The 25,074-nt window shown below is 39.7% G+C and carries 20 protein-coding genes and 1 tRNA gene; 10 read left to right on the top strand and 11 right to left on the bottom strand.

The genetic code is table 11. The features are described from left to right. The first annotated feature begins 313 nt into the window (after positions 1–313). Both bshC and B4N43_RS20135 read left to right on the top strand, forming a co-directional pair. Positions 314–1,903: a bacillithiol biosynthesis cysteine-adding enzyme BshC gene (gene bshC, locus B4N43_RS20140; protein WP_286735995.1), complete on the top strand. Its 1,590-nt coding sequence runs from the start codon at positions 314–316 to the stop codon at positions 1,901–1,903. A 288-nt stretch (positions 1,904–2,191) separates the two neighbouring features. Beyond that, on the top strand, positions 2,192–5,377 hold the full coding sequence (locus B4N43_RS20135) for a TonB-dependent receptor (RefSeq protein ID WP_286735994.1): 3,186 nt from the start codon (positions 2,192–2,194) through the stop codon (positions 5,375–5,377). Positions 5,378–5,536: 159 nt separating this feature from the next. Here B4N43_RS20135 and ctlX read toward each other — a convergent pair whose 3' ends face one another. Continuing rightward, positions 5,537–6,487, bottom strand: coding sequence for a citrulline utilization hydrolase CtlX (ctlX, locus tag B4N43_RS20130; RefSeq protein ID WP_286735993.1), 951 nt, complete (start codon positions 6,485–6,487; stop codon positions 5,537–5,539). Positions 6,488–7,062: 575 nt separating this feature from the next. On the opposite strand from ctlX, the gene gcvP reads away from it, so the two are divergent. The 3 genes from gcvP (at position 7,063) to B4N43_RS20115 (ending at position 11,840) form a co-directional block, all read left to right on the top strand. After that, on the top strand, positions 7,063–9,936 hold the full coding sequence (gcvP, locus tag B4N43_RS20125) for an aminomethyl-transferring glycine dehydrogenase (RefSeq protein ID WP_286735992.1): 2,874 nt from the start codon (positions 7,063–7,065) through the stop codon (positions 9,934–9,936). Between the two features lie 211 nt (positions 9,937–10,147). Then, the gene (locus tag B4N43_RS20120; RefSeq protein ID WP_286735991.1) at positions 10,148–10,804 is read left to right on the top strand and encodes a hypothetical protein; all 657 of its coding nucleotides are present in this window, start codon (positions 10,148–10,150) and stop codon (positions 10,802–10,804) included. Between the two features lie 208 nt (positions 10,805–11,012). After that, positions 11,013–11,840 carry an N-acetylmuramoyl-L-alanine amidase gene (locus B4N43_RS20115; RefSeq protein WP_075990472.1) on the top strand — a complete coding sequence of 276 codons (828 nt, stop codon included), beginning with the start codon at positions 11,013–11,015 and terminating at the stop codon, positions 11,838–11,840. Positions 11,841–11,918: 78 nt separating this feature from the next. Here B4N43_RS20115 and idi read toward each other — a convergent pair whose 3' ends face one another. The 7 genes from idi to B4N43_RS20080 all read right to left on the bottom strand — a co-directional run bounded on the left by idi (position 11,919) and on the right by B4N43_RS20080 (position 20,425). After that, complete coding sequence (gene idi, locus B4N43_RS20110; RefSeq protein ID WP_286735990.1) at positions 11,919–12,458, bottom strand: isopentenyl-diphosphate Delta-isomerase; 540 nt, start codon at positions 12,456–12,458, stop codon at positions 11,919–11,921. A gap of 76 nt (positions 12,459–12,534) precedes the next feature. Then, the gene (locus B4N43_RS20105) at positions 12,535–13,848 is read right to left on the bottom strand and encodes a nicotinamide mononucleotide adenylyltransferase (protein ID WP_075990474.1); all 1,314 of its coding nucleotides are present in this window, start codon (positions 13,846–13,848) and stop codon (positions 12,535–12,537) included. A gap of 79 nt (positions 13,849–13,927) precedes the next feature. After that, positions 13,928–14,470: an NUDIX hydrolase gene (locus tag B4N43_RS20100; RefSeq protein ID WP_088159778.1), complete on the bottom strand. Its 543-nt coding sequence runs from the start codon at positions 14,468–14,470 to the stop codon at positions 13,928–13,930. After that, entirely contained in the window at positions 14,470–16,206 is a 1,737-nt protein-coding gene (locus tag B4N43_RS20095; protein ID WP_286735989.1) for a phospho-sugar mutase, read from the bottom strand. Before B4N43_RS20095 ends, B4N43_RS20100 begins: the two co-directional genes overlap by 1 nt. Before the next feature lie 32 nt (positions 16,207–16,238). Next, positions 16,239–16,922 (bottom strand): hypothetical protein, encoded by a 684-nt coding sequence (locus tag B4N43_RS20090; protein WP_145328233.1) that lies wholly within the window; start codon positions 16,920–16,922, stop codon positions 16,239–16,241. Positions 16,923–16,939: 17 nt separating this feature from the next. After that, positions 16,940–17,704, bottom strand: a complete 765-nt coding sequence (locus B4N43_RS20085; protein WP_286735988.1) for an enoyl-CoA hydratase/isomerase family protein — start codon at positions 17,702–17,704, stop codon at positions 16,940–16,942. 36 nt (positions 17,705–17,740) lie between these two features. Further along, positions 17,741–20,425 carry a carboxypeptidase-like regulatory domain-containing protein gene (locus B4N43_RS20080; protein ID WP_286735987.1) on the bottom strand — a complete coding sequence of 895 codons (2,685 nt, stop codon included), beginning with the start codon at positions 20,423–20,425 and terminating at the stop codon, positions 17,741–17,743. A gap of 123 nt (positions 20,426–20,548) precedes the next feature. On the opposite strand from B4N43_RS20080, the gene purD reads away from it, so the two are divergent. The 5 genes from purD to B4N43_RS20060 all read left to right on the top strand — a co-directional run bounded on the left by purD (position 20,549) and on the right by B4N43_RS20060 (position 23,866). Next, entirely contained in the window at positions 20,549–21,823 is a 1,275-nt protein-coding gene (gene purD, locus B4N43_RS20075) for a phosphoribosylamine--glycine ligase (protein ID WP_286735986.1), read from the top strand. Positions 21,824–21,911: 88 nt separating this feature from the next. Beyond that, positions 21,912–21,983: transfer RNA gene (locus B4N43_RS20070), tRNA-Glu, on the top strand. A gap of 254 nt (positions 21,984–22,237) precedes the next feature. Continuing rightward, positions 22,238–22,498 carry an Arm DNA-binding domain-containing protein gene (locus B4N43_RS25575; RefSeq protein WP_376749063.1) on the top strand — a complete coding sequence of 87 codons (261 nt, stop codon included), beginning with the start codon at positions 22,238–22,240 and terminating at the stop codon, positions 22,496–22,498. Then, positions 22,383–22,715: a hypothetical protein gene (locus tag B4N43_RS20065; RefSeq protein ID WP_286735985.1), complete on the top strand. Its 333-nt coding sequence runs from the start codon at positions 22,383–22,385 to the stop codon at positions 22,713–22,715. Before B4N43_RS25575 ends, B4N43_RS20065 begins: the two co-directional genes overlap by 116 nt. A gap of 272 nt (positions 22,716–22,987) precedes the next feature. Then, the gene (locus tag B4N43_RS20060) at positions 22,988–23,866 is read left to right on the top strand and encodes a hypothetical protein (protein ID WP_286735984.1); all 879 of its coding nucleotides are present in this window, start codon (positions 22,988–22,990) and stop codon (positions 23,864–23,866) included. An 83-nt stretch (positions 23,867–23,949) separates the two neighbouring features. Here the strand turns inward: B4N43_RS20060 and B4N43_RS20055 are convergent, their stop codons facing one another. The 3 genes from B4N43_RS20055 to B4N43_RS20045 all read right to left on the bottom strand — a co-directional run. Continuing rightward, positions 23,950–24,363 carry a hypothetical protein gene (locus tag B4N43_RS20055; protein ID WP_286735983.1) on the bottom strand — a complete coding sequence of 138 codons (414 nt, stop codon included), beginning with the start codon at positions 24,361–24,363 and terminating at the stop codon, positions 23,950–23,952. A gap of 25 nt (positions 24,364–24,388) precedes the next feature. Next, positions 24,389–24,550 (bottom strand): hypothetical protein, encoded by a 162-nt coding sequence (locus B4N43_RS20050; RefSeq protein ID WP_286735982.1) that lies wholly within the window; start codon positions 24,548–24,550, stop codon positions 24,389–24,391. Positions 24,551–24,690: 140 nt separating this feature from the next. Next, positions 24,691–25,074: hypothetical protein (locus tag B4N43_RS20045; protein WP_286735981.1), on the bottom strand; the 384-nt coding region annotated here is incomplete at its 5' end.

Raw genomic sequence — 25,074 nt, 5'->3', positions numbered from 1 at the left:
AAGGAGGCCCGTTTGTTTATAGACAATTGTCAGTAAAATGATATAATTTAAAAGCGGGACAAGCTTTTTGTGAAAATTCACTATTTTGTCGACGCAAACTAGATACATTTGTAAACGTACAATCCCCATTTTAAACAATCTATAGCCGTTTAAAATCAGATTCAAGAAAGCCTGTCGTTTCATGGTGAATCATCCTTCTGATTAAAATTGAAAATAGGTTCTATTTAGCGAAAAAGATACACTGCCATGTCAGCTTGCTTTGGGGGATTTTCGTTATCAATTAAGAATAGAGAATAATTAATAAAATTTGCAGATGAAGGCAACTTATATTGAATATAGTGAAACAAATAGCTTCTCTAAGACTTTATTGGCCTATTTGGCGCATGATGAAGCCTTAAAATCTTTTGTAGGAAACTGGCCTACCTGGGCTGGTTTTGAAAAGCAATTGAACGAAAAGAAGAAATTTGAACACCGGGAGATTCTTGTTGAGCGTCTTAAAAAGCAATATGGCGAGCTATTAAAGGATTCCCCTGCTGTAGCGGCCAATATAGAACTGTTGCTCGACCCGAATTCTTATACCATCACGACGGGACATCAGCTCAATATTTTTACCGGACCTTTGTATTTTATTTTTAAAATCATGACGGCAATACGTTTGTCCGAAGATTTGAAGGGCAAACACCCCGATAAAAATTTTGTTCCTGTATATTGGATGGCGACCGAAGATCATGATTTTGAAGAAATCAACCATACGAAAGTCTTCGGTAAGAAAATTAGTTGGGATACGCCTGCTATTTCTGCTACCGGGCGAATGGATACAGCAACAATCGTTGATGCTGTGAAGCAGTACACAAATATTTTGGGGCTTTCCGAAAATTCGACTAAACTTACACGGATTGTGGAAGAAGCCTATTTGAACCATGATCGATTAGCAGATGCAACGCGATATATGGTTAATGAGTTGTTTAAGTCTTACGGTCTTTTGATCGTCGATGCGGATGACCGGGAATTGAAGGAACTGTTCAAGCCAATTATCAAGGAAGATATCTTAACTGAAAAAAGCTTTAAGGCAATAACAGCGCGATCGGAAGAGCTAGAATCAAATGGTTTCTCCACCCAAGTACATGCTCGTGAGATTAATTTCTTTTATTTGACGGATGAATTTCGGGAACGCTTGGTGCTCGCTGCCGATGGTCGATACGAAGTATTGCATCAGCATATTTATTTTACGAAGGCTGAGCTTGAACAGGAGATTGATCATTATCCAGAGCGCTTCAGTCCAAATGTGGTCATGCGTCCGATGTATCAAGAAATTATACTTCCCAATCTTGCTTATATTGGTGGTGGCGCCGAAATGGTCTATTGGATGCAATTGAAGTCTAACTTTGACCAATATCAGGTAGATTTTCCAATTTTGATACCGCGCAATTCAGCGATGATAACTGAGGACAACGTTGCGGCGAAATTATTTCGCGTTGATCTAACGTTTAAGAGTATCTTTCGTCCAGCAGAAGTACTGAAAAAAGAATATGTTCGACGTCATACCAAAGAACGTCTCAATCTCAATGACGAATGGATGGAGCTGAACGGTATTTTTGGTAAGATAAGGTTACGAACCCACAAAATAGATCCAAGTCTAGGCCCTAGTACGGAAGCGGTAAAAGCGCGGTTAAAAAAAGCGATCAATAATTTAGAGAAAAAGCTGATGAAAGCCGAAAAGCGAAATCATCAACATGCTTTAACGGATATTGATAATGTGAAGGAAAAGCTCTTTCCTGGCGGAGGACTACAGGAAAGGTCTGAAAATTTTGCGTTACTCTATGTTAAATATGGAGATAGCCTTTTTAGGGATCTTTACAAATACTTTAATCCATTGGATTTTAAGTTTACGATTTTGTATTAGCATGTCAGCTTCGGCTAACTTTTTTTGTGATGTTATTCGCAAGAAAGACCGTCGATTCGGATCATTTCTGTTGGTGTTTACGAATCATGCAGGCTTTTTGCAGATACGGTCTATTTCTATCCCTATTTAAAATGTTTTTGATGCATATTCCGAGTTTTTTTCAAAAGCGCTTTCATTTTTATTAATATATATTTTAAAATGCTTTGTTTATAATTTCATAATATTTCGTTTAGCTCCTGTTAACAGTTTCGGTGTAGTTTTGCTTTCATTATCACAACCAACAACTAAATGAAAGAATTTTTACTCACAACATGTGCCATTGCGCTTGGAACAGGTTTGTACGCCCAAACGACCCAAGCCGGGTTTTCTGGCAAGATTACAGACGAAAATGATAAAGGAGTTCACGGAGCTTCAATTGAAGTACGTAATGAATCAACGGGTTTCACAACGAAGACTTCGACCAATGCAAATGGCGATTTCAACTTTAAGGAGTTGCCTTTAGGCGGCCCCTATACGATCAAAGTAACTTATATAGGCTATGGCGAACAAGTGCGTTCGGGATTTAGTTTAAATCAAGGCGATATCGTCCGCCTGAAGATTCCTATCCAAAATACCTCAAATGTATTAGAAACGGTTGAATTAACAGGAATAAGTACCCTAAAGAATAAAATAGAAAATCTAGGTGCTGCTACAGCGGTTACGGCCAAGGATATTGCGAAATTGCCTGTCAACGGTCGGAATTTTACTTCGTTGATGGACCTTTCTCCTTTGAGTAAGGGCGATAATATCGGTGGCCAGTTGGGTTCCTCTACTAATTTTACAATTGATGGTATGAATGCCAAAAACCCGACTTCTGCAGGTTCAACAACCAGTCGTAGTGGTGCTCCGTTCTCCATTTCGATAGAAGCCGTTCGTGAATTTAAAGTGGTCACCAACCAATATGATGTGACTTATGGAAGAGCAGGGGGAGGAACAGTCAGTGCGGTAACCAAACAAGGAACAAATCAAACGCACGGAAGCGCATGGCTTTATTCAAGGGCAGATTGGTTGTCCAGCCCATACGATATTAGAGGAAATAAACGAAGCAATGATTTCTCTACGTATCAATATGGATTTACATTAGGCGGTCCCATTATTAAAGACAAATTGCATTATTTTGTAGCTTGGGATCATCAACGCGATGCCCGCCCCTTGATTATCGCCGATATCAATTCGCCAGCAGATGAAAAGCGGTTCAATGTTACACAATCGACTCTCGATGAGTATATCCGTATAGGACGCGAAAAATATGGATTGAGTAATGATAGGCAATATGGTTCTTTCGATAAGAAACGAAATTCTGATGCTATATTTGGCCGTATAGATTGGCAGATCAATGAAAAGAATTTATTGACAATACGGAATAACTTTACAAGTGACCTCAATAAGCTTGGTCTAGAGGATAATACCGCCATCAATTTATATGAATCATACGGAAATGATAAGAATATTGATAATAGTTTTTTAGCAACTTTACGTACTTCCATTTCTCCAAAGCTTACCAATGAACTGAAATTGCAACACCTTTATACTTTTCAAAAAAGTAGTCCTGGAGATATGTTGCCTAGTCAAAATATTCCCCGTGCCATTGTAGAGAATGTGGTGTCTACCATTGACGGAAGTAATTTGTCGACCAATATTCAATTAGGCGGTCACCGGTTTGCACAGGAGTCCTTTAAGAATAATGTCGTACAGTTGGTCAATAACCTGTATTATAGTACGGACAATATCAATTACACGTTTGGTGTGGATTTGATGTATACACATGCAAATTCGATTTACGGAAGTGAAGTCAACGGACGTTTTCATTTTAGGGAGGATGCTAACAATACGGCATTGCAAAATTTTGCAAACCTAAAACCTTATGCATTTTACCGGGAGGTCCCTTTGGTGGCCGATCCAACTGTGATCGGTAAGATATTTAATGCCGGTGCGTATGGACAGTTGCAGACCAAATTGGCGAAAGGATTGGATCTGGTTGCGGGACTACGATTGGATTATGGTCATTATCCAACCTCTCCTCTAAATGAAGAATTGCTGAAAGAAGTGGGGGTACGTACCGATCACAAGTTGAAATCTTTTGTTGTACAGCCTCGTTTCCAGATGACTTGGGATGTGAATGAAGAACGAAAAGATTTTTTCCGTGTAGGAGCAGGTATCTTTGCATCTGATATTAATAATTATATGACCATCAATAATTTAACTTTTGATGGGAAGCATTTTGCGACAGTAGATGTTCGTGGTAACGATGTGCCTACACCTAATTTTGTGGGGTACAGACAAGATCCGTCAACAACGCCAACCCTGGCACAATTTCAAGTGCCAACGATCAACACCTATGGAGCTGATGCGAAAATACCAGTGGTGTACAAGGCCAATGTATCTTACACGCATTTCTTTACCGAAAAGTTAAAAGCGAGCCTTTCAGGATATATGAATCTAGGACGCAACAACTACATGTATGTTGATCGTAATATGGTTCAAGATCCCTTCTTTAGATTGGCGAATGAAGATAATCGTGGGGTATTCGTACCGGCTACGGCTATTGTCAATGGTGTTCCAGATTGGAAACAGGGAAGGATTTCCAATAAGTTTGGACGCGTGTTAGAACTAAACTCTGAGGGAAAAGTAAATCAGTTTGCAGTTGTATTGGATGCAAGTTATCAGTACTACAAAGATGGATCGATTTCTGTAAGCTACACGTGGAACGATGCGAAAGATAACACTTCCTACAATGGGAATGTTGCCAATACAGCGACCTTATCGCTGGCGGTAAAAGATGATCCAAGAGATTTGAGTAAGATGAGTTATTCGAATAATCAATTCCGAAATAAAATTGTTATTTATGGTACACTACCTACATTTTATGGTGTCAGTGTAGGCGTTCGTTATTCGGGAATTGGTGGAACACGCTACAGCTTGCTTGCTGGAGGTAATATTAATGGCGATTTTGTATCCAATTCGAATGACTTAGCCTTTATTTTCGATCCCAATAGTCCAAATACGCCAAAGGCTTTGGCAGATGCCATGAATGCGTTGTTGGCGAATGGTGAAGCCAGTCAAAGTCTGAAAGATTATATTAAAAAGTACGAAGGTAAGATGGCCGAAAGAAATGGCGGTATCAATAGCTTTTACGGTTTGATTGATTTAAGAATAGCTAAAAAATTCAACCTTTACAAAACACATGCTTTGGAGCTTTCAGCGGACGTATTCAATGTGGCGAATCTCTTTAAGAAAACCTGGGGTGTCAATGAATCTTTAGGTAATCAATCGTTGTATGCTGTATCAAAAACAGCAGCAGCAAATGGAAATCCCGAAATTCCTGCATTCGACCCTGTTAAGCAACAGTTTAATTATAGATTGAACAACTCTGGCATTGTATCACCTTCAGGGAATCCGTACCAATTCCAATTGGGATTGAGGTATTCGTTCTAACTTGACTGGAGAAATAGGAATTAGATTGTTTTAGAAAAGATAATGCCCCTGCGAGCAATGGCTCCAAGGGGCATTTTTATTTGTCTATTAAATAAGCCTGATTAGGCAAAATAGGCTTATTTTAAAAAGAGCAGCCTAACTGCATCATTATGCTTGGGACTAGCTCAGTATGTTTTCTTTCGGAAGAAAAACTTCAGCCATCATGTGGCGTACACTTCCACCACCACATGTCTCGATAACATGTAGATCTTGATGGATGATTTTACCATGCTTTTCCAATTGCGCTGTTTGGTATAAAGTCAATGAGGATAAAGCCTGATTGCTCAGGACAATAAAACGATTACCATATTTATTTCTCACCTGGAGGCAGTTTGCTGCAAAAGATTCGAGTTGGTTCTCATTGATTTCAATGATCTCTTTGCCTGTATCTTTTAGACTCTTCAGCAGCGTTTGGAGCTCAGCCTGATTATCGATTGCCTGTGGGCATAAGATGGCAAAGTCTTCGCCTACGGCTAGTACCACATTGGTGTGATAGATAGGTCTCCGCTCTCCATGGACAGTTTGGAAGGCGTGAAATACAACAGGTGTGTAGTTTTCAGTCCTGCAGTATTCGTCGAGCATATCTCGGTCTGCCCTTTCGGACAAGGCACAGTAGGCTACACGGTTAGCGCGGTCCAAGACAAGTGCGCCAGTGCCCTCCAAATATTGTTTATTGTTTTCGGCTTCACTGAGATCCTTAGTTAGTTTTACATAATAACCGTTTTGCTTCAATGGACCTTCGAAATCCAATAAATGTTCTTTTCGACGATTGGGAGCAAACATAGGATAAAAAATTATTTTTCCATCCTGATGAAAGGAGACAATATTATTGGGGAATATACTGTCGGGGCTTTCTGATTTCTCGTCGTCCTGAATGACAGTCACCAAAATTCCATGTGACTTCAATTCATTTACTAGCGCGTCGAACTCTCCTTGCGCTTCTTTGTTGACTTCTTCTATACTGAGATTTTCGATATCCTTTTGGAAGAAATTGTTGACCGCAGTCTGTTCATTTTTACGGAAGACAGAGGGTCTTACTAAAAGAACGCTGTCTGTTACCTGTTTTCTCATGGTTTATAATCGTTACTTCGCTGTTTTATATTCGTTAAAAAGAAATGATATTCGTTTTTTGTGATAATTTACATTTGTCAAAAGAGATGCTTCCCTAGCTGGATAATGTTTTCTTTGTTAAGATTCCTGATAGCAAAATACCCTTGATATCAGTTGTTCTTAGCAAAAAAGTGTATATCGTTATTTCGAAGTCACTTTACAATTGGTACATATACTAATTTATTGAAAATTCATTGGCATTGCAAAAAAGAATAGTGAAGTAATGAAAGAAATACGCAGGTGAAATAACAGATAACCCGGTATTTTTTTAAAATTGTAGCAAACGATTGTCGTATTGTTTATTATATTTATAATGAACAGTCTGTATGTTTGAGGTTATTCCAAAAATTAATTTACAAAGACAATCGATTGCATTTCAGTAGCTCAGTAAAACTGACTTTTTATCCACTTTTTTGCTTCGTTTTCAGTCATTTATTTTGCTATCTTTGCTCATCCAAAAAACGACTGTTTATAAGAGAGTTAATCGCCTAATTATTATGTCGCTAACTATCTATAAGCGTTAACTTTTTGCACACATGAGCAATATACACTTCCAAGAAAAATTCGAAAGTCGCCACAATGGCCCAAGTCCAGTTGAAGCGAATGAAATGTTGGCTAAATTAGGCGTTTCGTCAATTGACCAACTTATTGACCAAACGGTCCCTTCTCAAATTCGTGCTCCAAAACCTTTAAATCTTCCTAAAGCATTGTCTGAGGTAGCCTATTTAAAGCGTATTGCGGAAATCGCTGAGAAAAATAAAGTTTTTAAATCTTTTATTGGTCAAGGTTACTACGATGTGATCCTTCCGGGCGTAATTCAACGAAATGTATTTGAAAACCCAGGATGGTATACGCAGTATACTCCTTATCAGGCGGAGATCGCACAAGGTAGGTTACAAGCTTTATTGAACTTCCAGACTGTAATTTGTGACTTTACTGGTTTAGAAATAGCAAATGCTTCTTTGTTGGATGAAGCTACGGCTGCAGCTGAAGCCATGTTTATGCTTTATTCAGCTCGGAAAAATAAAGATGCTAACGTATTCTTGGTGTCGGACAATGCCTATGCGCAGACGGTTGATGTATTGAAGACCCGTGCCTTGTCTTTTGGTATTGAACTTAAAATTGCGGCTATTGCTGAATCAGAATTAACAGATGATGTATTTGCGGCATTTGTTCAATATCCTTCAGCGGATGGTTCAATTGTTGATTATAAATCATTTGCAGCTACAGCTCACAGTAAGAATATTACGGTATGTGCTGCGGCAGATTTGATGAGTTTAGCATTGTTAACGCCTCCGGGAGAATGGGGTGCTGATGTTGTTGTTGGTAATTCGCAACGTTTTGGCGTACCGATGGGCTTTGGTGGTCCTCATGCAGCATATTTTGCGACACGCGACAGCTTTAAACGTAATATCCCTGGTCGTATTATCGGTGTTACTTCCGATTCAAATGGAAAGTATGCATTACGTATGGCTTTGCAGACTCGTGAACAACACATCCGCCGTGATAAAGCTTCTTCAAATATTTGTACTGCACAAGCTCTTTTAGCGATTATGGCTTCTTTCTATGCCGTGTACCATGGCCCAGAAGGAATCAAAAATATAGCATCACGTATCAATGCTTTGGCCAATCTGTTGGATCAAGCATTACAGTCGTTGGGTTATACGCAATTGAATGCAGCTTATTTTGATACACTACGTGTAGACTTAGGTGCACATGCTGGTGCTTTGAAATCTGAAGCATTAAATAACGAATTAAACTTCTATTATAATGGTTCGGAAGTTTCAATTGCTATCGACGAAACAACCACATACGAAGATATTAAGACGATCGTCAAAGTATTTGCTAAAATTCAAGGTAAAACATTGAATGACGTAGATTTCGATGCATTAGAAGAGAATTTAGGTTCTTCAATTCCTGCCGATTTAGTACGTACTTCTGCCTACTTAACACATCCAAACTTTAATAGCTATCATTCTGAACATGAGATGTTGCGCTATATCAAATCGTTGGAAGCAAAAGATTTATCGCTTTGTCACTCGATGATTCCATTGGGCTCATGTACGATGAAATTGAATGCTACAGCTGAAATGGTGCCAGTTACATGGGCGAGATTTGGCGGTTTGCATCCATTTGCTCCTGCAGATCAAACTTCTGGATATATGCAAATGATCGGTGAATTGAACGATTGGTTATCTGAAATTACTGGTTTTGCGAAGATGAGTTTCCAACCAAATTCAGGAGCACAAGGCGAGTATGCTGGTCTGATGGTTATCCGTGCTTACCATGAGAGCCGTGGTGATCATGGACGTAATATCTGTTTGATCCCTGCTTCTGCACACGGAACAAACCCTGCTTCTGCTTCTATGGCAGGCTTAAAAGTGGTCGTTGTGAAATGTGATGAATTAGGAAATATCGATATACCAGATTTGAGAGCGAAAGCGACTGAACATGCTGCAACCTTGAACTCACTGATGGTGACTTACCCTTCTACACACGGTGTATTTGAAGAGTCGATCATTGAAGTCTGTGAAATTGTTCATGCAAACGGCGGTCAGGTTTATATGGACGGTGCAAATATGAACGCACAGGTTGGATTGACAAGCCCAGGGCATATCGGTGCCGATGTTTGTCACTTGAACCTCCATAAAACATTCTGTATTCCTCACGGTGGTGGAGGTCCAGGTATGGGACCTATCGGTGTTGCAAAACACTTAGTTCCTTTTTTACCTAACCACGAAGTGGTTTCGACTTCTGGTGAAGAGGGTATCTCTGCTGTTTCTGCAGCTCCATTTGGTTCAGCATCGATCTTGCTTATTTCCCATGCTTATATTTCAATGATGGGGGGTGAAGGCTTGACAAATGCGACAAGAACAGCAATATTAAATGCAAACTATATTAAAGCACGTTTAGAAAATGCATATCCGGTACTTTATTCAGGTACTAACGGACGTTGTGCACACGAAATGATCTTAGATTGCCGTGGATTCAAAAACTTTGGTATCGAGGTTGCAGATATTGCAAAACGTTTAATGGATTATGGTTTCCACGCACCGACTGTTTCTTTCCCTGTTGCAGGAACATTGATGGTTGAGCCTACTGAATCTGAGTCTAAGGCTGAATTGGATCGTTTCTGTGATGCATTAGTTGCTATCCGTGAAGAGATCGCTGCGGTTGAAGCAGGAGACGTGGACCAAGCTAACAATGTACTGAAACATGCACCACATACAGCTTCGGTTGTAACTGCAGATGAGTGGGACAGACCTTACAGTCGTCAAACTGCCGCATACCCATTGGAGTATGTAAGAGAACGTAAATTCTGGCCTTCAGTAGGTCGTGTGAACGACTCTCAAGGTGACCGTACATTGATTTGTTCGTGTCCTTCAATTGAGGAATACGCCGAAGCATAATCTCGGTAGTTATAACGGAAGGCCTCTATACTCGTATAGAGGCCTTTTTTTGTGTAGCGCAGTCCCATTCGGCAGTACCTAGGTAATGCAAGTAACAGGTAGAAATTTAGGTCGCGCTTTAAGGTCTAAAGATCGTATGCGAACAGATTTTAAAATTTAGATTAATTATATTATTTTGTTCTTTTTAGCGTTTTAATTAAAACTGATAATCATGAAAAGACAATGGAAAGTAATGCCTGTTCTCTTGGGACTGGGCCTTTTGGTCGCGAGCTGCGGCAACAGCAAATCCAGTGAAGGCGGCGAAGATGCTAAGGAGAAAGAGGCTGGAATTTCGGATGTAGTTAAGGGAGTATCCAACTTGGGCAATCTGAGTGATGGAGCAAAAAAATTGGAAGACCTTCAAGCCAAACTTAAATCCGAGAAACCATTAAGTTCAGAAGAGTTGAAGGCTTTTTTACCGGAAAGCTTAGATGGTTTAAAAAGAACGTCCTATTCTGGCGGATCAATGTATGGGGCAGAAGTTGTATCTGGAGAGGCGACTTATACCGTCGATAACCAGAAGGAAATTAAAGTCAATATCATTGATGGCGCGGGCGAGGCAGCTTCGGCAATCGTGGGTTTGGCGCAAATGGGCTTCATGGTAGATTCAGAGAAAATTACAGATACTGAAATAGAAAAAACTGGCGAATTTGAAGGTAAACGGGCAAAAACAACTGATAGTAAAGGAGTGGAAGGCTCAACGGCAAAAAGCTCCGAAATAAGTTATCTTGAGAAAGACCGCTATCTAATTACTCTTCGGGGAAACGGGTATAGCCTCGACGAGCTGAAAGGGTTTTTGGCAAAATTGAACCTAAGCGCATTAAAATAATAAAAAATGTAATTTCAGTTAAGCAGGAAATGCATGGTTGACATGGGAAAGGCTCAAACATTGGTTTGGGCTTTTTTTAAAAGCAGGCGGCCTTGTTCCGCAATGTATAAGAAAAGGATATTTGGAAATTATGTCGAATTATAGGACGAAGCTAATAAATTTGCTTTTGTTGGCAAATTTGCCTTAGTTTGTGCTGAAACATTTCAATATGAAGATACTAAAATTTTCCATCAATCTTTGTGTCGCAACAGCATTATTGGCTTCCTGTGCGGGAGGGAAATACGCGAAGACTGAAAAGGTATATAAGAAGCAAGCAAAAGAATTTTCAAAACTCTATAAACAATCGCCTGTCACCGGTCAATTGGAGAAGGTGAATGTCAAAGAACAACAATGGATCGCCTCGATTAATTTTGGCATCCGTAAACCCAATTTTGTTGTCATTCATCATACAGCACAGGATTCTTTGGGACAGACCATCCGTACATTTCATTCCGCGAAAGCAGGTGTAAGCTCCCATTATGTGGTTGGTCGGGATGGAAAAGTAGTGCAGATGGTCAATGACCTCTATCGTGCACATCATGCGGGCTTGGGGAAATGGGGCAATGATACGGACCTCAATTCTTCTTCCATTGGCATCGAGCTCGACAATAATGGGACTACTGATCCTTGGACCGATGCCCAAATAAACGCCTTGACGCAGTTGTTGACTTATTTAAAAACGACCTATAGAATCCCGCAGGCAAATTTTATTGGGCATATGGATTTGGCGCCAACCCGAAAAAATGATCCGTCACGTTTTCCTTGGAAAAAACTGGCTGATCAAGGATTCGGCTTTTGGTATGAGGACTATTTAGAGATGCCTCCAGCAGACTTTAACCCAAAAATGGCATTACGTATCATCGGTTACGATGTAAGTAATCTCGATGCGGCAATAAAAGCATTTAAGATTCACTACATTCAGCAGGACGTAAATACAGCGTTCATGAGTGAGAATGATCTTAAAATTTTGTATTCCATCTATAAAAAATTCTTATAGCGATTCGCTAAACTAAAGGAAAAAAAAGATCCTGCTTTTTAAAAAAGGCAGGATCTTTTTTTGCTGGGTATAAGATTGCTATAATTTGTCCTTATATATATTGAAGTACGTATCAAAAGCACGTTGATAGATTAGTTTAAACCAGGGGGTAAACTGCTCGGGTGAGTGTTGTATTTCATTTTGAATTTCCCGTTGATTCATGTATTTTGTTGCGGCAACTTCTTCTTCGTTAATTTCTGGAGTTCCATTAAATTTTCCGAATAAGACATAATCGAATTCATGCTCCGTAAGTCCGTTGTCAAATTGAGCTTTATAAACGAACGAGAAGACATCTTGAAGGGCTGTTGCAGTAATTCCTAATTCTTCCATTAAGCGCCTTTTGGCGGCATCTATGTTACTTTCTTCCAGACGCTGATGCGAGCAGCAGCTATTGGTCCAAAGTCCGCCACAGTGGTATTTACTTAATGCTCTTTGTTGCAGGAGCAATTCGTCTTGGTCATTGAACAAAAATACACTAAAAGCACGGTGCAATAGCCCCTTTTCATGGGCTTCATATTTCTCCATGCTACCAACCATCCTGTCATTGCTGTCAACCAGTATTACATTTTCTTGCTTCATAAGGCACAAAAATAAATATAGCCCAATTTAAGAAAATTGGGCTATATAATAAATTTAAATTTTGTGCGAGATCTACTTATACGGTTTTTACAAATTTTTCGTCGTAATTTTCAATATCAATGATGTAGCCGTTTTTAATTAAGAATTCAAATAAAGGTTTGGCTTCTTCAGAAACGGGCATATTGTGCGTGGTAATAATCTTATTTTCTTTTTTCAAGAGATAAGGATATGCGTAGAGTTTCACATTTTTATTGAACATCCCCGAGATATAGGAAAGAAGTTCATTGGTGTATAACTCTTTATTATAATTATCTGAATTGAAAATGTTCTTTAAATTGTAAACATTGGTTGCAATTCCAATGTTCTTAGGCTTAAAGTTGCTTATAAACTCTGCTAAATGATTATTTCTTCTAAAGTTGCTAACGATAATATTATTGCCTGTCGCACATAGTTCGTCAGCCCTAGAAGCAAATTCTTGCAGATCTTCATCTGTAATTTCATGCGTATCTTCCAACACATTTCCCATCAGGACTTCAATTAATACAATGGTGTCTGCGTCAGTTGCACCTGTATTTTTTTTGAACTGTTCAACGGCAAGATTGAAGAGATCAAAGTTTGGAAGGGATTTTTGACGGTATTTGGTGCGAAGTAGAATAATGTTCTTTTTGTACAGATAATCTTTGATTTGTACCGCTTTGCCATCGGGCTGGAATATAGCGGCTTTAGCAAATCCTTTTGCAATCAGGTATAAATTGATTAGACGTTGGTTGACGTTTTCAAATAGAGGTCCGTTTAATTTAACCAGGTCAATCTCAACGGAACCAACAGAAAGGTTATCGACCAATGATTCGATCATGGTCTGCACATTGTCTGTATAATAATAAGCCGCAAATAATAGGTTTACACCAATTATGCCTAAAACTTTTTGTTGCAATTGGTTGTCGCTGTCTAGTAGTCTTACATGGACAATGATATCATTTGTAGGGCCTCCAACTTCATGTTGGAAGCGAAGTCCGATCCAGCCGTGAGGTTCATTTGTCTTGGTGAAATTGAGGGTTGTTACGGTATCTGCAAAGGCAAAGAATTTTTTGTTGCAGTATTTATCGCCATGAAGTCGTTGGGTAAGAAGATTGAATTCATGGGAGAGCATTTTCTTTAAACGTGTTCTGCTGACATATCGACCATCAGCCTCTTCACCATAAATTGCATCACTGAAAGCCATGTCGTAAGCTGACATTGTTTTAGCAATTGTGCCTGATGCAGCTCCTGCGTTGAAAAAGTTACGTGCGACTTCCTGTCCAGCACCGATCTCTGCAAAGGTTCCATAAATCTCTGGGTTTAGATTTATTTTCAGGGCCTTTCGCTTGGTTTCAAAAATTTCTCTTGCCATGATGCAAAGGTACAAAAATCAGCAAGCTAGTGAAAATTAAAAGTATGAATGAAAAAAACAGAATAAAATTAGGCTTGTTTTATAACAAGCCTAATTTGTTGAAAGCATAGAATAGCGCACTAGCATGTAGTGCCTGACTGAATTTGTTGTCCAGCAACATGCTTTTTGCTTCTTCAAGCGGTATACGATAAACATCGATTTCTTCATGTTCATCCAATGCCTGTTCCTGAACTTTTTTACCCCCCGTCATCAGATAGGTATAGGTAATATTGCCACTTGTCGCCGGGTTGGCATAAAGCGTGGCGATTTCTTCAATCTGATCAAATTGATAGCCTGTTTCTTCAAGCATTTCACGCACAGCAGCATGTTTAGGATCTTCTCCTGCTTCTGTTGTCCCTGCGGGAATCTCCAATGAAATAATGCCCGCTCCATGGCGGTATTGCTTAATGACCAGAAGTTCGTTCTGCTCAGTAATTCCAATCATATTTACCCAATCTGGATACTCCAGTACGTAATAATGGTCATTGATCCGTCCATCCGGAAGCTCACAGGTATCTCTGCGCAGTGTAGCCCAAGGCTCTTTACAGATATATTCAGAGGATAATAGTTTCCACTTTTCCATTAGCTTACAATATCTTTCATCATGCGGTCAACCTTTTCTTCCAAAATAGTTTGTACATCGAAATAATCAGCGGTATCCCTTAAGCTTTCTTTTACAGAACAGTAAAATTTAATCTTGGGCTCAGTTCCCGATGGTCTGGCAGATATTACATCACCATCAACCGTAATAAACTGCAATACATCGGATTTAGGTAACAAGATTGCTCTTCGCTCTCCTGTACTCATATCTGTCGCCTGTGAAAGCTGATAGTCCCTGATTTCTTTGACTTTTATTCCACCGAGTGTGGTGGGTAGATTATGACGTAAGCCATTCATCATGGCTTGAATTTCTTCGGCACCAGCCTTTCCTTTTTTAGTTAGGGAAATGAGCTTTTCTTGATAACAGCCAAATTCTTTGTAGATATCTAATAGAACTTCGTAAACTGTTTTTCCTTTTGTTTTGAAATAGGCGGTCATTTCGGCTAGGAAAGCACAAGCGTTTGGAGCGTCCTTGTCACGCACTAGATCGCCTACTAGATAGCCATAACTCTCCTCTCCGCCTGCAAGATATTGTGCTGAATCACCTAGGTTGGTAATCAATTCACCAATATATTTGAAGCCTGTAAGTGTTTCATAATGTTTTACACCATAGTGATCTGCAATATCGGATTGTAAATTACTAGTTACGATAGTTTTTACAATATATGGATTCGATCCGAGTTGTTTTAGTTCACTTTTTGCACTGAGGACATAGTATATCAATAAACTGCCGATCTGATTACCATTGAGCAGTTGAAATTGTCCCTTATTATTTTTTACGGCAATCCCGACACGATCAGCATCGGGATCTGTTGCCAATACAAGGTCAGCATCAATTTCTTCCCCTTTTTTCTTTGCTAAGGCCATTGCATCTTCCTCTTCGGGGTTTGGATAGATTACCGTTGGAAAGTTGCCATCGGGCGTGGCCTGTTCAGCAACGACTGAAACATTTTCAAATCCCCAGGCTTCTAGCATTTTAGGAACAATGGTAATTCCGGTACCATGTATCGGCGAAAAAACAATTTTCAAGTTTTTTTGAGCCAGTACCGCTTCCGGATGAATACTTAATGTTTTATTGGCATTGATATAGCGCTGATCGATTTCTTCCCCAACAGGAATGATGTTTTGCGTATTCCCGTCAAATTCAATAGCGCTCACTGAACTGATTGCGTTTACTTCGTCGATTACATTTTTATCATGAGGTGCAGTCAGCTGGCAGCCATCGTTCCAGTAAGCCTTATAACCATTGTACTCCTTTGGGTTGTGTGAAGCCGTTAGCATAACACCGCTCTGACAGCCGAAATGACGAATGGCAAACGACAACATTGGGGTCGGGCGCAATTCGGTGAACAGATGTACCTTGATGCCGTTGGCGGCAAAAACGTTGGCAACCAGCTGGCCAAATGCCTGCGAATTGTTGCGGCTATCATAAGATACCGCTACTTTAATCTCCTGATCTGGGAATTGTTTCTTTAAATAGTTGGCTAATCCTTGCGTGGCTTTGCCGATCGTATACTTATTCATACGATTGGAGCCCACACCCATAATGCCCCTTAAGCCACCGGTTCCAAACTCAAGATCCCTGTAAAAAGAATCCGTAAGTTCTGTCTCTTCATTATTGTCAATTAAATCCTGAACTGCCTTTCGAGTTCCTTCATCATAACTTGGGGTTAACCAATCTTCGATTTTCCTTTGTATGTCTTTATCTAAATTTTTCATTATCGTTAAGTTTGGTTAAAATGTACAACATATTATGCGTCACATCCGGCATAAGCGCGGTCTATGGCTGTAATATACCATTTTTCTCCCTCTTTTGTCACATGAAAAACAAAGGGTTCTTCATGTTCATTGGAGGTCATAATGGCTCTATAACTTTTGAATTCTATATTTCTTAGTCGCTGTAATTCAGTATTACTAATTTTGGCGTCAAGAATTTCATTCATGAACTTTGCCGTTTGAGATAATTCATTGGGGCGGGATTTTCTATCGTAATAGAATCCGGCTTTATCCCACTTCATCGTACCACAATCAAAAATAGGTAGTTTTCCGGACTTCAATGGACCCTTGTATGTTAACTTTTCATAAGAATGGTACTCTGGTACAGGTTTAGAAAAATTAAAACTGTTTTGGTGTACATAAGAGTCTAGTGCGCCTGGACGATAAATAATGTAGATTCCTAATTTGGGATGTATATAGGAATTTATTGTTTTACTGTCCTGTTCTGAATATGCCTTGGCAAGTTTCTCCAGTACCTCCTCCAGAGTTTCGGAGTTCTCTTTCTTTACTTCCTTTTCAGTCGTGTCAGGTTTTTGTAGGGTATCCACAGGAATTGAATCCTGTACGATTTTTACAGCCTTATCTTCTTTTTTACTATTTCTGCAGGAGATTGTGCTTGCAGTGAGACAAATAAGAATAAAGAAAAAGAGATTTCTCATGATGATTTTGTTTAATATTACTTCTTTGAAGTCAAGTTTTCAATAATTGACTTTAGAATAGAGCGCGTTGACGGAAGCCACCATTGTTCGAGGATGCGCTGGATTGTCTCTTCTCTATTCTCGCGCAATTTAAGGATTATTTCCTTTCGGAAGTTCAATTTGGATGTCTGCCAGGTCTTTTGGTTGAACTGCGTGATCTGTTTTATCTTTTTTGTTGCGGTATTGAAGAGTATATTAGCGGGAACAATGTCATCGATAAGCCCCTGTGTTTTTGCATCTACAGGAGAGAGCAATTTACCTTCGAGCAAATTCTGATAAGCATTCCGTTTTCCGATCCAAAATGCATAAAGCTGAAATATACTTTCAGGGACGATGAGTCCGACTGGAATTTCATTAAGGCCAATCACAAAATTCCCTTCGGCCATAATGCGATAATCGCAGCAGAGTGCCAGTACGCAGCCCCCAGCTGGGCTATGACCAGATATTGCAGCGACGAGCGGCTTTGGAAAAGCGGCCAGTAGCGATGTCGCCTCCAAGAATAAATTCCAGAATTCCTGAATCTGTTCTTCATCGTATTGGAATAAGGTAATTAGATCGAGTCCTGCGCTAAAGAAGTTTTCCTTGCCAATCAATATTGCACCATAAATGGCTTCATTTTGCTGGGATGATTCCAAGGTGTCTATCAGTTCCTTCAATAGCTGAGTGTCGATGGCATTTGACTTCCCCCTGTCGAGGAAAATACTTAAAATATGATCTTCTATTTTGCTTTTAATATGTTCCATAACCTTGTCTTTAAATTTAACGATTTGTTTGCACTGCTATTGTGGTTTTACCTCTATTAAATACTCAAGATGAGCAATCTTGCCATCCATGCTTATTCCCTCAACGGTTAGTTTGTAAGTCCCAGGTTCGTCAGAAGTAAAGAAATCGAAATGTGTTTTTCCTTCTTTCTGCGTAATCAGATTTGGTTCCCATGCGATTGTTGTCCGTAGATCGCGTGTAAGCTTATGTTGGATTGTTGCATCATATTGGGGCTTGAAAAAGGTTCGGGGTACATATAGCCCTTTTGGCGTGATCGTTAGTATTCCTGTAGGGGTATAAGATGAGGATATGGCATCTCCCGATTTACTTGTAATCACGATAACACCGTTACCCCCATACATGCCATATATGGCCGTATTGCTTGCACTACGAAGAACCTCGATACTAGAAATATCCGCTACATTGATCATGCTTATTTGATCTGCTTCAATATACATCCCATCAAGAACAATTTGCATGGGACTTCCGCCGTTTAACCCCATGGATCTTGTGCTGTAAGGGACACCATTTCGAAACATGACACCAACTAATCGACCCGCAAGGCACTGCTCCAGTGTCGTACAAGTAGAAAGGTCTTCGGCCGAAATGACCTGATCGGCATTTCCTGGCCCATTGAGGTTTCTGGAGTTCTTGTCAGCTTTATTTGTTCGTACTCTATTGACCTGTACCTCTTCCAACCGAATGCTCTTTTGGATTATGCCCGCAGCTTCCAATTCGCCAAGGAATTGTTGGCTATTTTTCAATTGTGTTAGTAGCGTGGTATTGATGTCGTTAACCAACAAGGGTTGATCTTTACTCGGATTTGGAGGAGGGGTAAGCGGGTTGTCGATAACAATATCAACTCTTTTTTTCTCTTTGGGGCCATCACCTGTCACAATAAACTTGACACTGTCTGCAAATAAAAGTTCGTCAAATGAGAATCGACCATTATTGTCTGTCAGCGTATCTACGCTCAGCAACATATTGCTCGTCGGTATTAGCGTTACTTTGGCATTTGGAACCACTGCCTTTCGGGCCGTTTTCTTGATGGCCCCAGCGATGGTAAGTCCTTTTTCAGGAAGGAACGAAGTAGTTGATGTACTTGTGTAATTCTTCCAGTCCAACTTGCGCCAACCTTGGATCAACATAAGATTGTCCAGTTCAGTCAGTTTAATGTTCGTTAAATCCTCAAAGTAATAATTGGGCCGTTCAATAAAGCCACGAAGATCAGATTTCAATAGGAGCTCCGAGACAATAGATGAATAATAGCGATCTGTCGTGGAATCAACCTTGCTGAGGTTTACCACTGATGCGGAGAGCGCAGCAAACCTAGTGGTGTCACTATCGTCATATTTAACGGAAAGATCTGCGATCACTTTATCGCGTGTTGTGAAGCTGGATTTGTTGAGTTCTATGGAGACAGGAAGTAAGGTCGATGTCGTATTGTAGTTAAACACCAATCTTTCTGCTATAGGAACCATTTGATCTGTTAAGATGGATAATTGTAAAACTCCAGAAGGCAGGTTTTTTTTGGGGATATTGAATAGGATCTCCGTTCCATTTAATTTCTGCTTAGTGGCATGAAGTACAAGGCCATTGTATTGGGCTACCAGATATATATCTTTGCCGTTGACCAGATCCGCTGTCGCGGATAGTTGTGCAGCAATCTTATCCTTTAGTCCGGAATTTACCGTAAGAACATATCCGGAATTCAGCACTGGCGGTAAGGCTGTGCTCGTGGAAGACCCGTCTTCGAAAAGGGCTGTAGCGACGTATTTTTTTCCTGCCTGTAGGACGAGCGGGATACTTCCCATCCCCAGTGAATTTGTTTCAAAGTCTGCAATAGTCGTTTGATTTTCTTCCACCACGGTTATTTTGGCTTTTTTCCCCAATCCAGCAGGAGTAAGGATTTTGAAACCTGTTTTGCATAATATGTTGCTGACCAGTTCGCCACTTTCGGGGAAAATTTGAATGCTATTTTGGCTTTTTGGATCGGGGATAATAAAGGTTTTTAAAATACGCCTTTTGTCAAGGGAAAGAAATTGTAGAGACAGCGTTCCGCCTTTAAAGTCATCTTTCAATTCCAAAGCTATTGTTCCATTATCATTCGATTTTAATCGGCCGGATTTTTCTTTATTGTTGTTCGGTTGTAGGGTATAACTGATGCTGTTATTAATCAGTGGGGCTCCCTGAATGGTTTTGAGATTAATCTGGAACAAGTTTTCTGTTCCGTTTTTGACCAGTTCACTTCTCGTTATGATATTATCAGATCGACCATTTGTAATGGGAACGACGCGTTCATAGAAATTGGCTACAGAGTCATTTTGCATCCATCTGGTAAATGATCTAACGCGATATGATCCTTCTTCCAAGGTGTCCGGCAGATTGAAGTCGCCTATACTTAGACCGAGTGTAATTGGAATTTTGATACTTTTAATGATCTTATTGGTTGGAGATATCAATTCTACATTAGCAATTTTACTCATGTTGCTCAAATAATTAAAAGGGGCGGTGGTGCAGTATAATTTAAACCAGATGGTTTCTCCGGCCGAATAATCATTTTTGTCCAAATGGAGATAGATTTTTTCCTTGATGTGCTGCGCATGGTAAGTATCCAGTTTCTGCAACGTTTGATCGATCTGGGCCGACGCCAATAAAGCGAATAGGAGGCAATTTACTAACAGCAGTAATTTAGAGTACATATGACTAATGTTTTATGAAAATTAGAAAATATTTTCCTTTAATCAATTTATAAATCAAAATATTAGTCTCATTTTAAACGATCTGATACCTTAAAATTAGCATAAAAAAAATATCTTTGTGTTATGAATATCCTAATAATCGGTTCAGGAGGTCGTGAATCCGCCTTCGCCTATAAGTTGTCGAAAAGTCCACGTTTAGATCAATTGTTTATTGCTCCAGGAAATGCTGGAACAGGTGCGTATGGTCAGAATGTAAATATTAAAGTTACTGACTTTGCTGCTATTGCTTCCTTCGTTTTGGAGAATAACGTGCAAATGGTGCTCGTCGGTCCCGAAGAACCTTTGGTAAAAGGTATTCATGATTATTTTTTAAATCGGGAAGATTTAAAAGATATCCCGGTAATAGGGCCACAACAGGAGGGGGCTCAATTGGAGGGCTCAAAAGATTTTTCAAAGCAATTTATGGATCGCCATGGCGTACCTACGGCTGCTTCAAGATCGTTTGATGCAACATCATTGGAAGATGGATTGGCTTACCTTGAAACGCAAAAATTGCCGATTGTGCTTAAGGCCGATGGTTTAGCTGCAGGCAAAGGAGTGTTGATCTGCGAGACGCTGGAAGATGCTAAAGCTGAGCTAAAAGCGATGATCGCAGATTCAAAGTTTGGAGAAGCTAGCCGAGTTGTGGTTGTTGAAGAATTCTTAAAAGGAATTGAATTGTCTGTTTTTGTTTTGACAGATGGTAATTCATATAAAGTGCTTCCTTCTGCAAAAGATTATAAACGTATTGGGGAAGGTGATACAGGCCTAAACACGGGAGGTATGGGATCGATATCTCCGGTTCCTTTTGCAGATGAGACATTTTTAAATAAAGTAGAAGAGCGTATTATCAGACCAACAGTTGAAGGACTTAAAAAAGATGGTATTCCGTATAAAGGATTTATTTTTATCGGTCTGATGAATGTAGAAGGAGAACCTTATGTCATCGAGTATAATGTTCGTATGGGAGATCCGGAGACTGAGTCCGTATTGCCTCGTATTGAATCGGATCTATTGGATTTACTGGAAGGTGTTGCACAAGGCAATTTGGATCAACGTTCGTATACGGTATCTCCTAAAACTGCCGTAACGGTGATGTTGGTTGCGGGAGGTTATCCTGGAGATTATGAGTCGGGAAAAGAGATCGCCAATATTGAAAACGTGAAAGAATCCATCGTATTTCAAGCAGGTACGAAAGAGGTGGGTGGTAAGATCGTTACTGCAGGCGGACGTGTAATTGCTGTTACCACATTGCAAGATACACTGTTTGAAGCTCTTCAACAGGCAACTGCAGATGCTGGAAGAATATATTTTGAAGGGAAATACTTCAGAAGAGATATCGGTTTCGACCTTATTTAAAAAATATTTATTTTTTTTTTGGAATACTGATTTTAAGGTCTATATTTGCAACTCCAAAAACAACAATGTTATTGGAGTTGCATAAAAAGGCCCGTTCGTCTAGGGGTTAGGACGCAAGATTTTCATTCTTGAAACAGGGGTTCGATTCCCCTACGGGCTACAGATCTAAAAGTCAAAACGTACAAAAGCCTGCAAATTAAACATTTGCAGGCTTTTTTGTTTTTCAGTATCTACAAAACCTATAATAAATCCAAAGAAAAAAGTGAGTCATTCAGTGAGTCATTTTCGCTCATTTACTCACTCACTGAAATGACAATAACATTCTTATAATCAAGATGTTTAAAAATCAAACATCTTGATCTGTTTTAGTTGCAAGGCTAATTTTGCATCGCTGAAATCTGTTTTTCAGTGGTGATGCAGAGTTCGCCGCAAAGGCGGCTCGGTTTGTTTCACTTAAATGATGTTATCATGAGTACAAATTATTCCTTGCTCTTCTATCTGAAGAAACCAAAAAATTATGTTAACGGTCCCAAGCCGATCTACATTCGGATTACCGTAGATGGTATCCCAAAAGAAGTTTCCACTGGACGGGAACGCGATCCGCCTATGGAACTCCAAAGCCAACCGTGCGAAGGGAACCACCGAAGCAGTAAAGATCCTGAACAGCTGTCTTGAAACCCTCATAACTAAAGTAAGTACGATCCATGCCGTTATGGTTGCGGCAGCAGAGGAAATTACAGCGGAGTCCATTAAGCTGCGGTTTCAGGGAAAGGGTATCAAGCGAAAGCAATTCCTTGACGTTTTTAGAGAATATAATATGCCGATGGAAGCATTGCTTGGCAATGGATTCAAACTCAACATAGAAACCGGAAACCATCGGGCCTTTGGCTAGATGGAATTTTCGCCTGTCATAGAAGTTTTAGCATTTATCCAAAATTTGTTTCATACATTTTCTAGAAAAGCACGCTTACTCTACACCCCATTTGGCGGCCCAATATTCACTATTGTAGCGGATTATCATTTTTAACGTTTGTTGGAATATGAGTCTTTAATACATAACTTTACAGTTAATAATCTTTACATGATCATTCCTTTCTGCTATATTTCTGGGTTTATGTCGATGGGGAAGGACACTGATAAAATGTAATATAGTCATGCTTAATTATGAAATCTTCAACAAATATCCTTTTGCGAAACATCGGAATTGCATTGATTGCAATTATGTTTGTGTCGTCCTGCATAAAAGAGAAGCAGCCTGAAACGCAGGACCTCAAATTTCAACTGGAATCTTATTATGTAACCTCCGGGAATGAAATATCCATAGATATACAGACAGGAAACAATAGATACTCCATCCAGTCTCCTGAAGATGATAACTTTTTGGCGGATATCAATGAGGATGCCTGGCCATCGGGGAATATCTATATTAAGGGACTTAAGAAAGGACACTCGACACTGATCATCAGGGATGAAATTACAGGTCAGAAAAAAGAGCTCAATATCCACGTGGTCGCTCCGTATCTGGCAATAAGAGCCATAGGGCTCATCAGTGGAGTTTTAGGCGCTCCATATGGTAAGGATAATGCTATCCGAAAAGAAGTGAAAGAAGGAGCCGAATACAATGCCGACTTCTTTGGGAAAGACGAACTGCTTGTTCTGCAAGGAGGTAATTTTTTGGTTTTCGGCAATGAAAATGATCTGGCAAACGGTGAAGTATTGACATCTGGAAGCTATAGGATTAGCTTTGAAGGAGAGCTTGGGCATTTACTTCTCTCTTACGGAGATAACAAGCGAACAGTGGACTTTAGAATACCGGAAGGTACGTCAAGCTATTCCATTTTGAAGAATTTTTCAAATGGTATTTTAGCAGGGCCAAAGGATTTCAATCCGCAGAATCCATATCCGCATCTTTATCTTTCAAAGGATTTTACTGCAGATTTTCAGAAGACCTATCCGGAAATAGAACGTGTGGACCTAACAGAGGAGATGTATCTGTATCCTTATTTTCATCATCTGAAGATTGCCCAAGGAATTCTGTATTGATTCACATGACGAAAATCGGGAAGCAAAATAAATCTGCTTCCCAGATAATATATTAGCTAAATGAACTTGCATCTTTCATTTCCCTAAATATCGGATGGAATGTAATCTTTCCAGTTCGAAGAGTCCAAATAGGCCTGTACGCCGAAATTTGATCCTACCTCTTTCATAATGATCTGCATTCTGGCTATTGGGGAAGATTTTGTTCCAGGAACGGGATCCAAGCGCCAATTAACACCGAAAGCCAAACGGAAAAGTTCATACACTTGCCCATTGCTTCCCCTTAGGTCGAATTTATGGATCACAGAGGACTCAGTTGTCCCCGTAAAATGCTCGTTTTTATCCGAAGTATAGCGTAAGATCAGATAGGGAATCTTGGTCCCACTTTCCTCTTCGCTTAAAAATTCATAGCTCCCCTTTTGCTGTAGCTCTAATTTTTCATCCTTTTCCAGAAAGAAAAAGGCATCTTTTTTTTCATTATTGACTAAGTAAAACCGCATGTTCTGTAACAGCGCAGGGTGGTTACTATCCTTTTTTCTTTCCCGAAATAATGATCGACCAAAAATTTAGGCTACCACCTCCCATAAAATCAGCCGTAGCTATATCGCTATTCTCGATTTTAATGGAATAGTCACTGTTTCCGCGGACTATGGGAAGATAACTCTGGCTATTTAAAGGAGCTTCCATTGTGTTTGTCGGCAGTATGAAATCAAAATGTTTTCTGTTCTTCTTTTTTGCAGCCCATCAAAAAAATAAAGGTGAACAGGGCAATCCATATTCTGTATGGAATATCTAATTTAATCATGTTAGGGTTTTATTTATTAGTTCTATTTTGTAAAAATCCAAACCTGAGTCTTTTCGTCATATTGACCGGCAATATCATTATGTTTTAGTTCTTTTAATATCATTGCGCTGCAGGGGATGTTTTTATCGGCTTCATTTCTAAATGTTATTTTCTCTATCAGGTCCGGTTTTAGTTCAATATAAAATGTTCCGCTTTCACTACGGTCTATATTTACAGCTATAAATTTCTCATTTCTGTTGATGCTGAAATATACCTCTAACTTCTGCCCGTTGGGCAATATTTGATAGATTTTCAAGTCCTCTGCGGGATAGGGCGGATGATCTCCGAAAAGAAGGTCCTTTCCGTCTTTGTCCAGATAATTTATTTTAGTCAGTACCAACATGTCCAATTGCCCGCAAATGGTCTT

The organism is Sphingobacterium sp. UBA1897, from assembly GCF_002337775.1.
GTDB classification, from domain to species: domain Bacteria; phylum Bacteroidota; class Bacteroidia; order Sphingobacteriales; family Sphingobacteriaceae; genus Sphingobacterium; species Sphingobacterium siyangense.
The sequence above is the reverse complement of the archived record's forward strand: the minus strand, read 5'-3'. Positions and strand labels throughout refer to the sequence as shown.

Bases quoted from the DNA above. Each gene is read 5' to 3' on its own strand.
- B4N43_RS20065 (WP_286735985.1), top strand. From the start codon at position 22,383: ATGGTATCCCAAAAGAAGTTTCCACTGGACGGGAACGCGATCCGCCTA.
- B4N43_RS20100 (WP_088159778.1), bottom strand. From the start codon at position 14,470: ATGGAAAAGTGGAAACTATTATCCTCTGAATATATCTGTAAAGAGCCT.
- B4N43_RS25575 (WP_376749063.1), top strand. From the start codon at position 22,238: ATGCAGAGTTCGCCGCAAAGGCGGCTCGGTTTGTTTCACTTAAATGAT.
- bshC (WP_286735995.1), top strand. From the start codon at position 314: ATGAAGGCAACTTATATTGAATATAGTGAAACAAATAGCTTCTCTAAG.
- B4N43_RS20060 (WP_286735984.1), top strand. From the start codon at position 22,988: ATGAAATCTTCAACAAATATCCTTTTGCGAAACATCGGAATTGCATTG.
- B4N43_RS20120 (WP_286735991.1), top strand. From the start codon at position 10,148: ATGAAAAGACAATGGAAAGTAATGCCTGTTCTCTTGGGACTGGGCCTT.
- gcvP (WP_286735992.1), top strand. From the start codon at position 7,063: ATGAGCAATATACACTTCCAAGAAAAATTCGAAAGTCGCCACAATGGC.
- purD (WP_286735986.1), top strand. From the start codon at position 20,549: ATGAATATCCTAATAATCGGTTCAGGAGGTCGTGAATCCGCCTTCGCC.
- B4N43_RS20055 (WP_286735983.1), bottom strand. From the start codon at position 24,363: ATGCGGTTTTACTTAGTCAATAATGAAAAAAAAGATGCCTTTTTCTTT.
- idi (WP_286735990.1), bottom strand. From the start codon at position 12,458: ATGAAGCAAGAAAATGTAATACTGGTTGACAGCAATGACAGGATGGTT.
- B4N43_RS20105 (WP_075990474.1), bottom strand. From the start codon at position 13,848: ATGGCAAGAGAAATTTTTGAAACCAAGCGAAAGGCCCTGAAAATAAAT.
- B4N43_RS20115 (WP_075990472.1), top strand. From the start codon at position 11,013: ATGAAGATACTAAAATTTTCCATCAATCTTTGTGTCGCAACAGCATTA.
- B4N43_RS20085 (WP_286735988.1), bottom strand. From the start codon at position 17,704: ATGGAACATATTAAAAGCAAAATAGAAGATCATATTTTAAGTATTTTC.
- B4N43_RS20050 (WP_286735982.1), bottom strand. From the start codon at position 24,550: ATGGAAGCTCCTTTAAATAGCCAGAGTTATCTTCCCATAGTCCGCGGA.
- B4N43_RS20135 (WP_286735994.1), top strand. From the start codon at position 2,192: ATGAAAGAATTTTTACTCACAACATGTGCCATTGCGCTTGGAACAGGT.
- B4N43_RS20095 (WP_286735989.1), bottom strand. From the start codon at position 16,206: ATGAAAAATTTAGATAAAGACATACAAAGGAAAATCGAAGATTGGTTA.
- B4N43_RS20090 (WP_145328233.1), bottom strand. From the start codon at position 16,922: ATGAGAAATCTCTTTTTCTTTATTCTTATTTGTCTCACTGCAAGCACA.
- ctlX (WP_286735993.1), bottom strand. From the start codon at position 6,487: ATGAGAAAACAGGTAACAGACAGCGTTCTTTTAGTAAGACCCTCTGTC.
- B4N43_RS20080 (WP_286735987.1), bottom strand. From the start codon at position 20,425: ATGTACTCTAAATTACTGCTGTTAGTAAATTGCCTCCTATTCGCTTTA.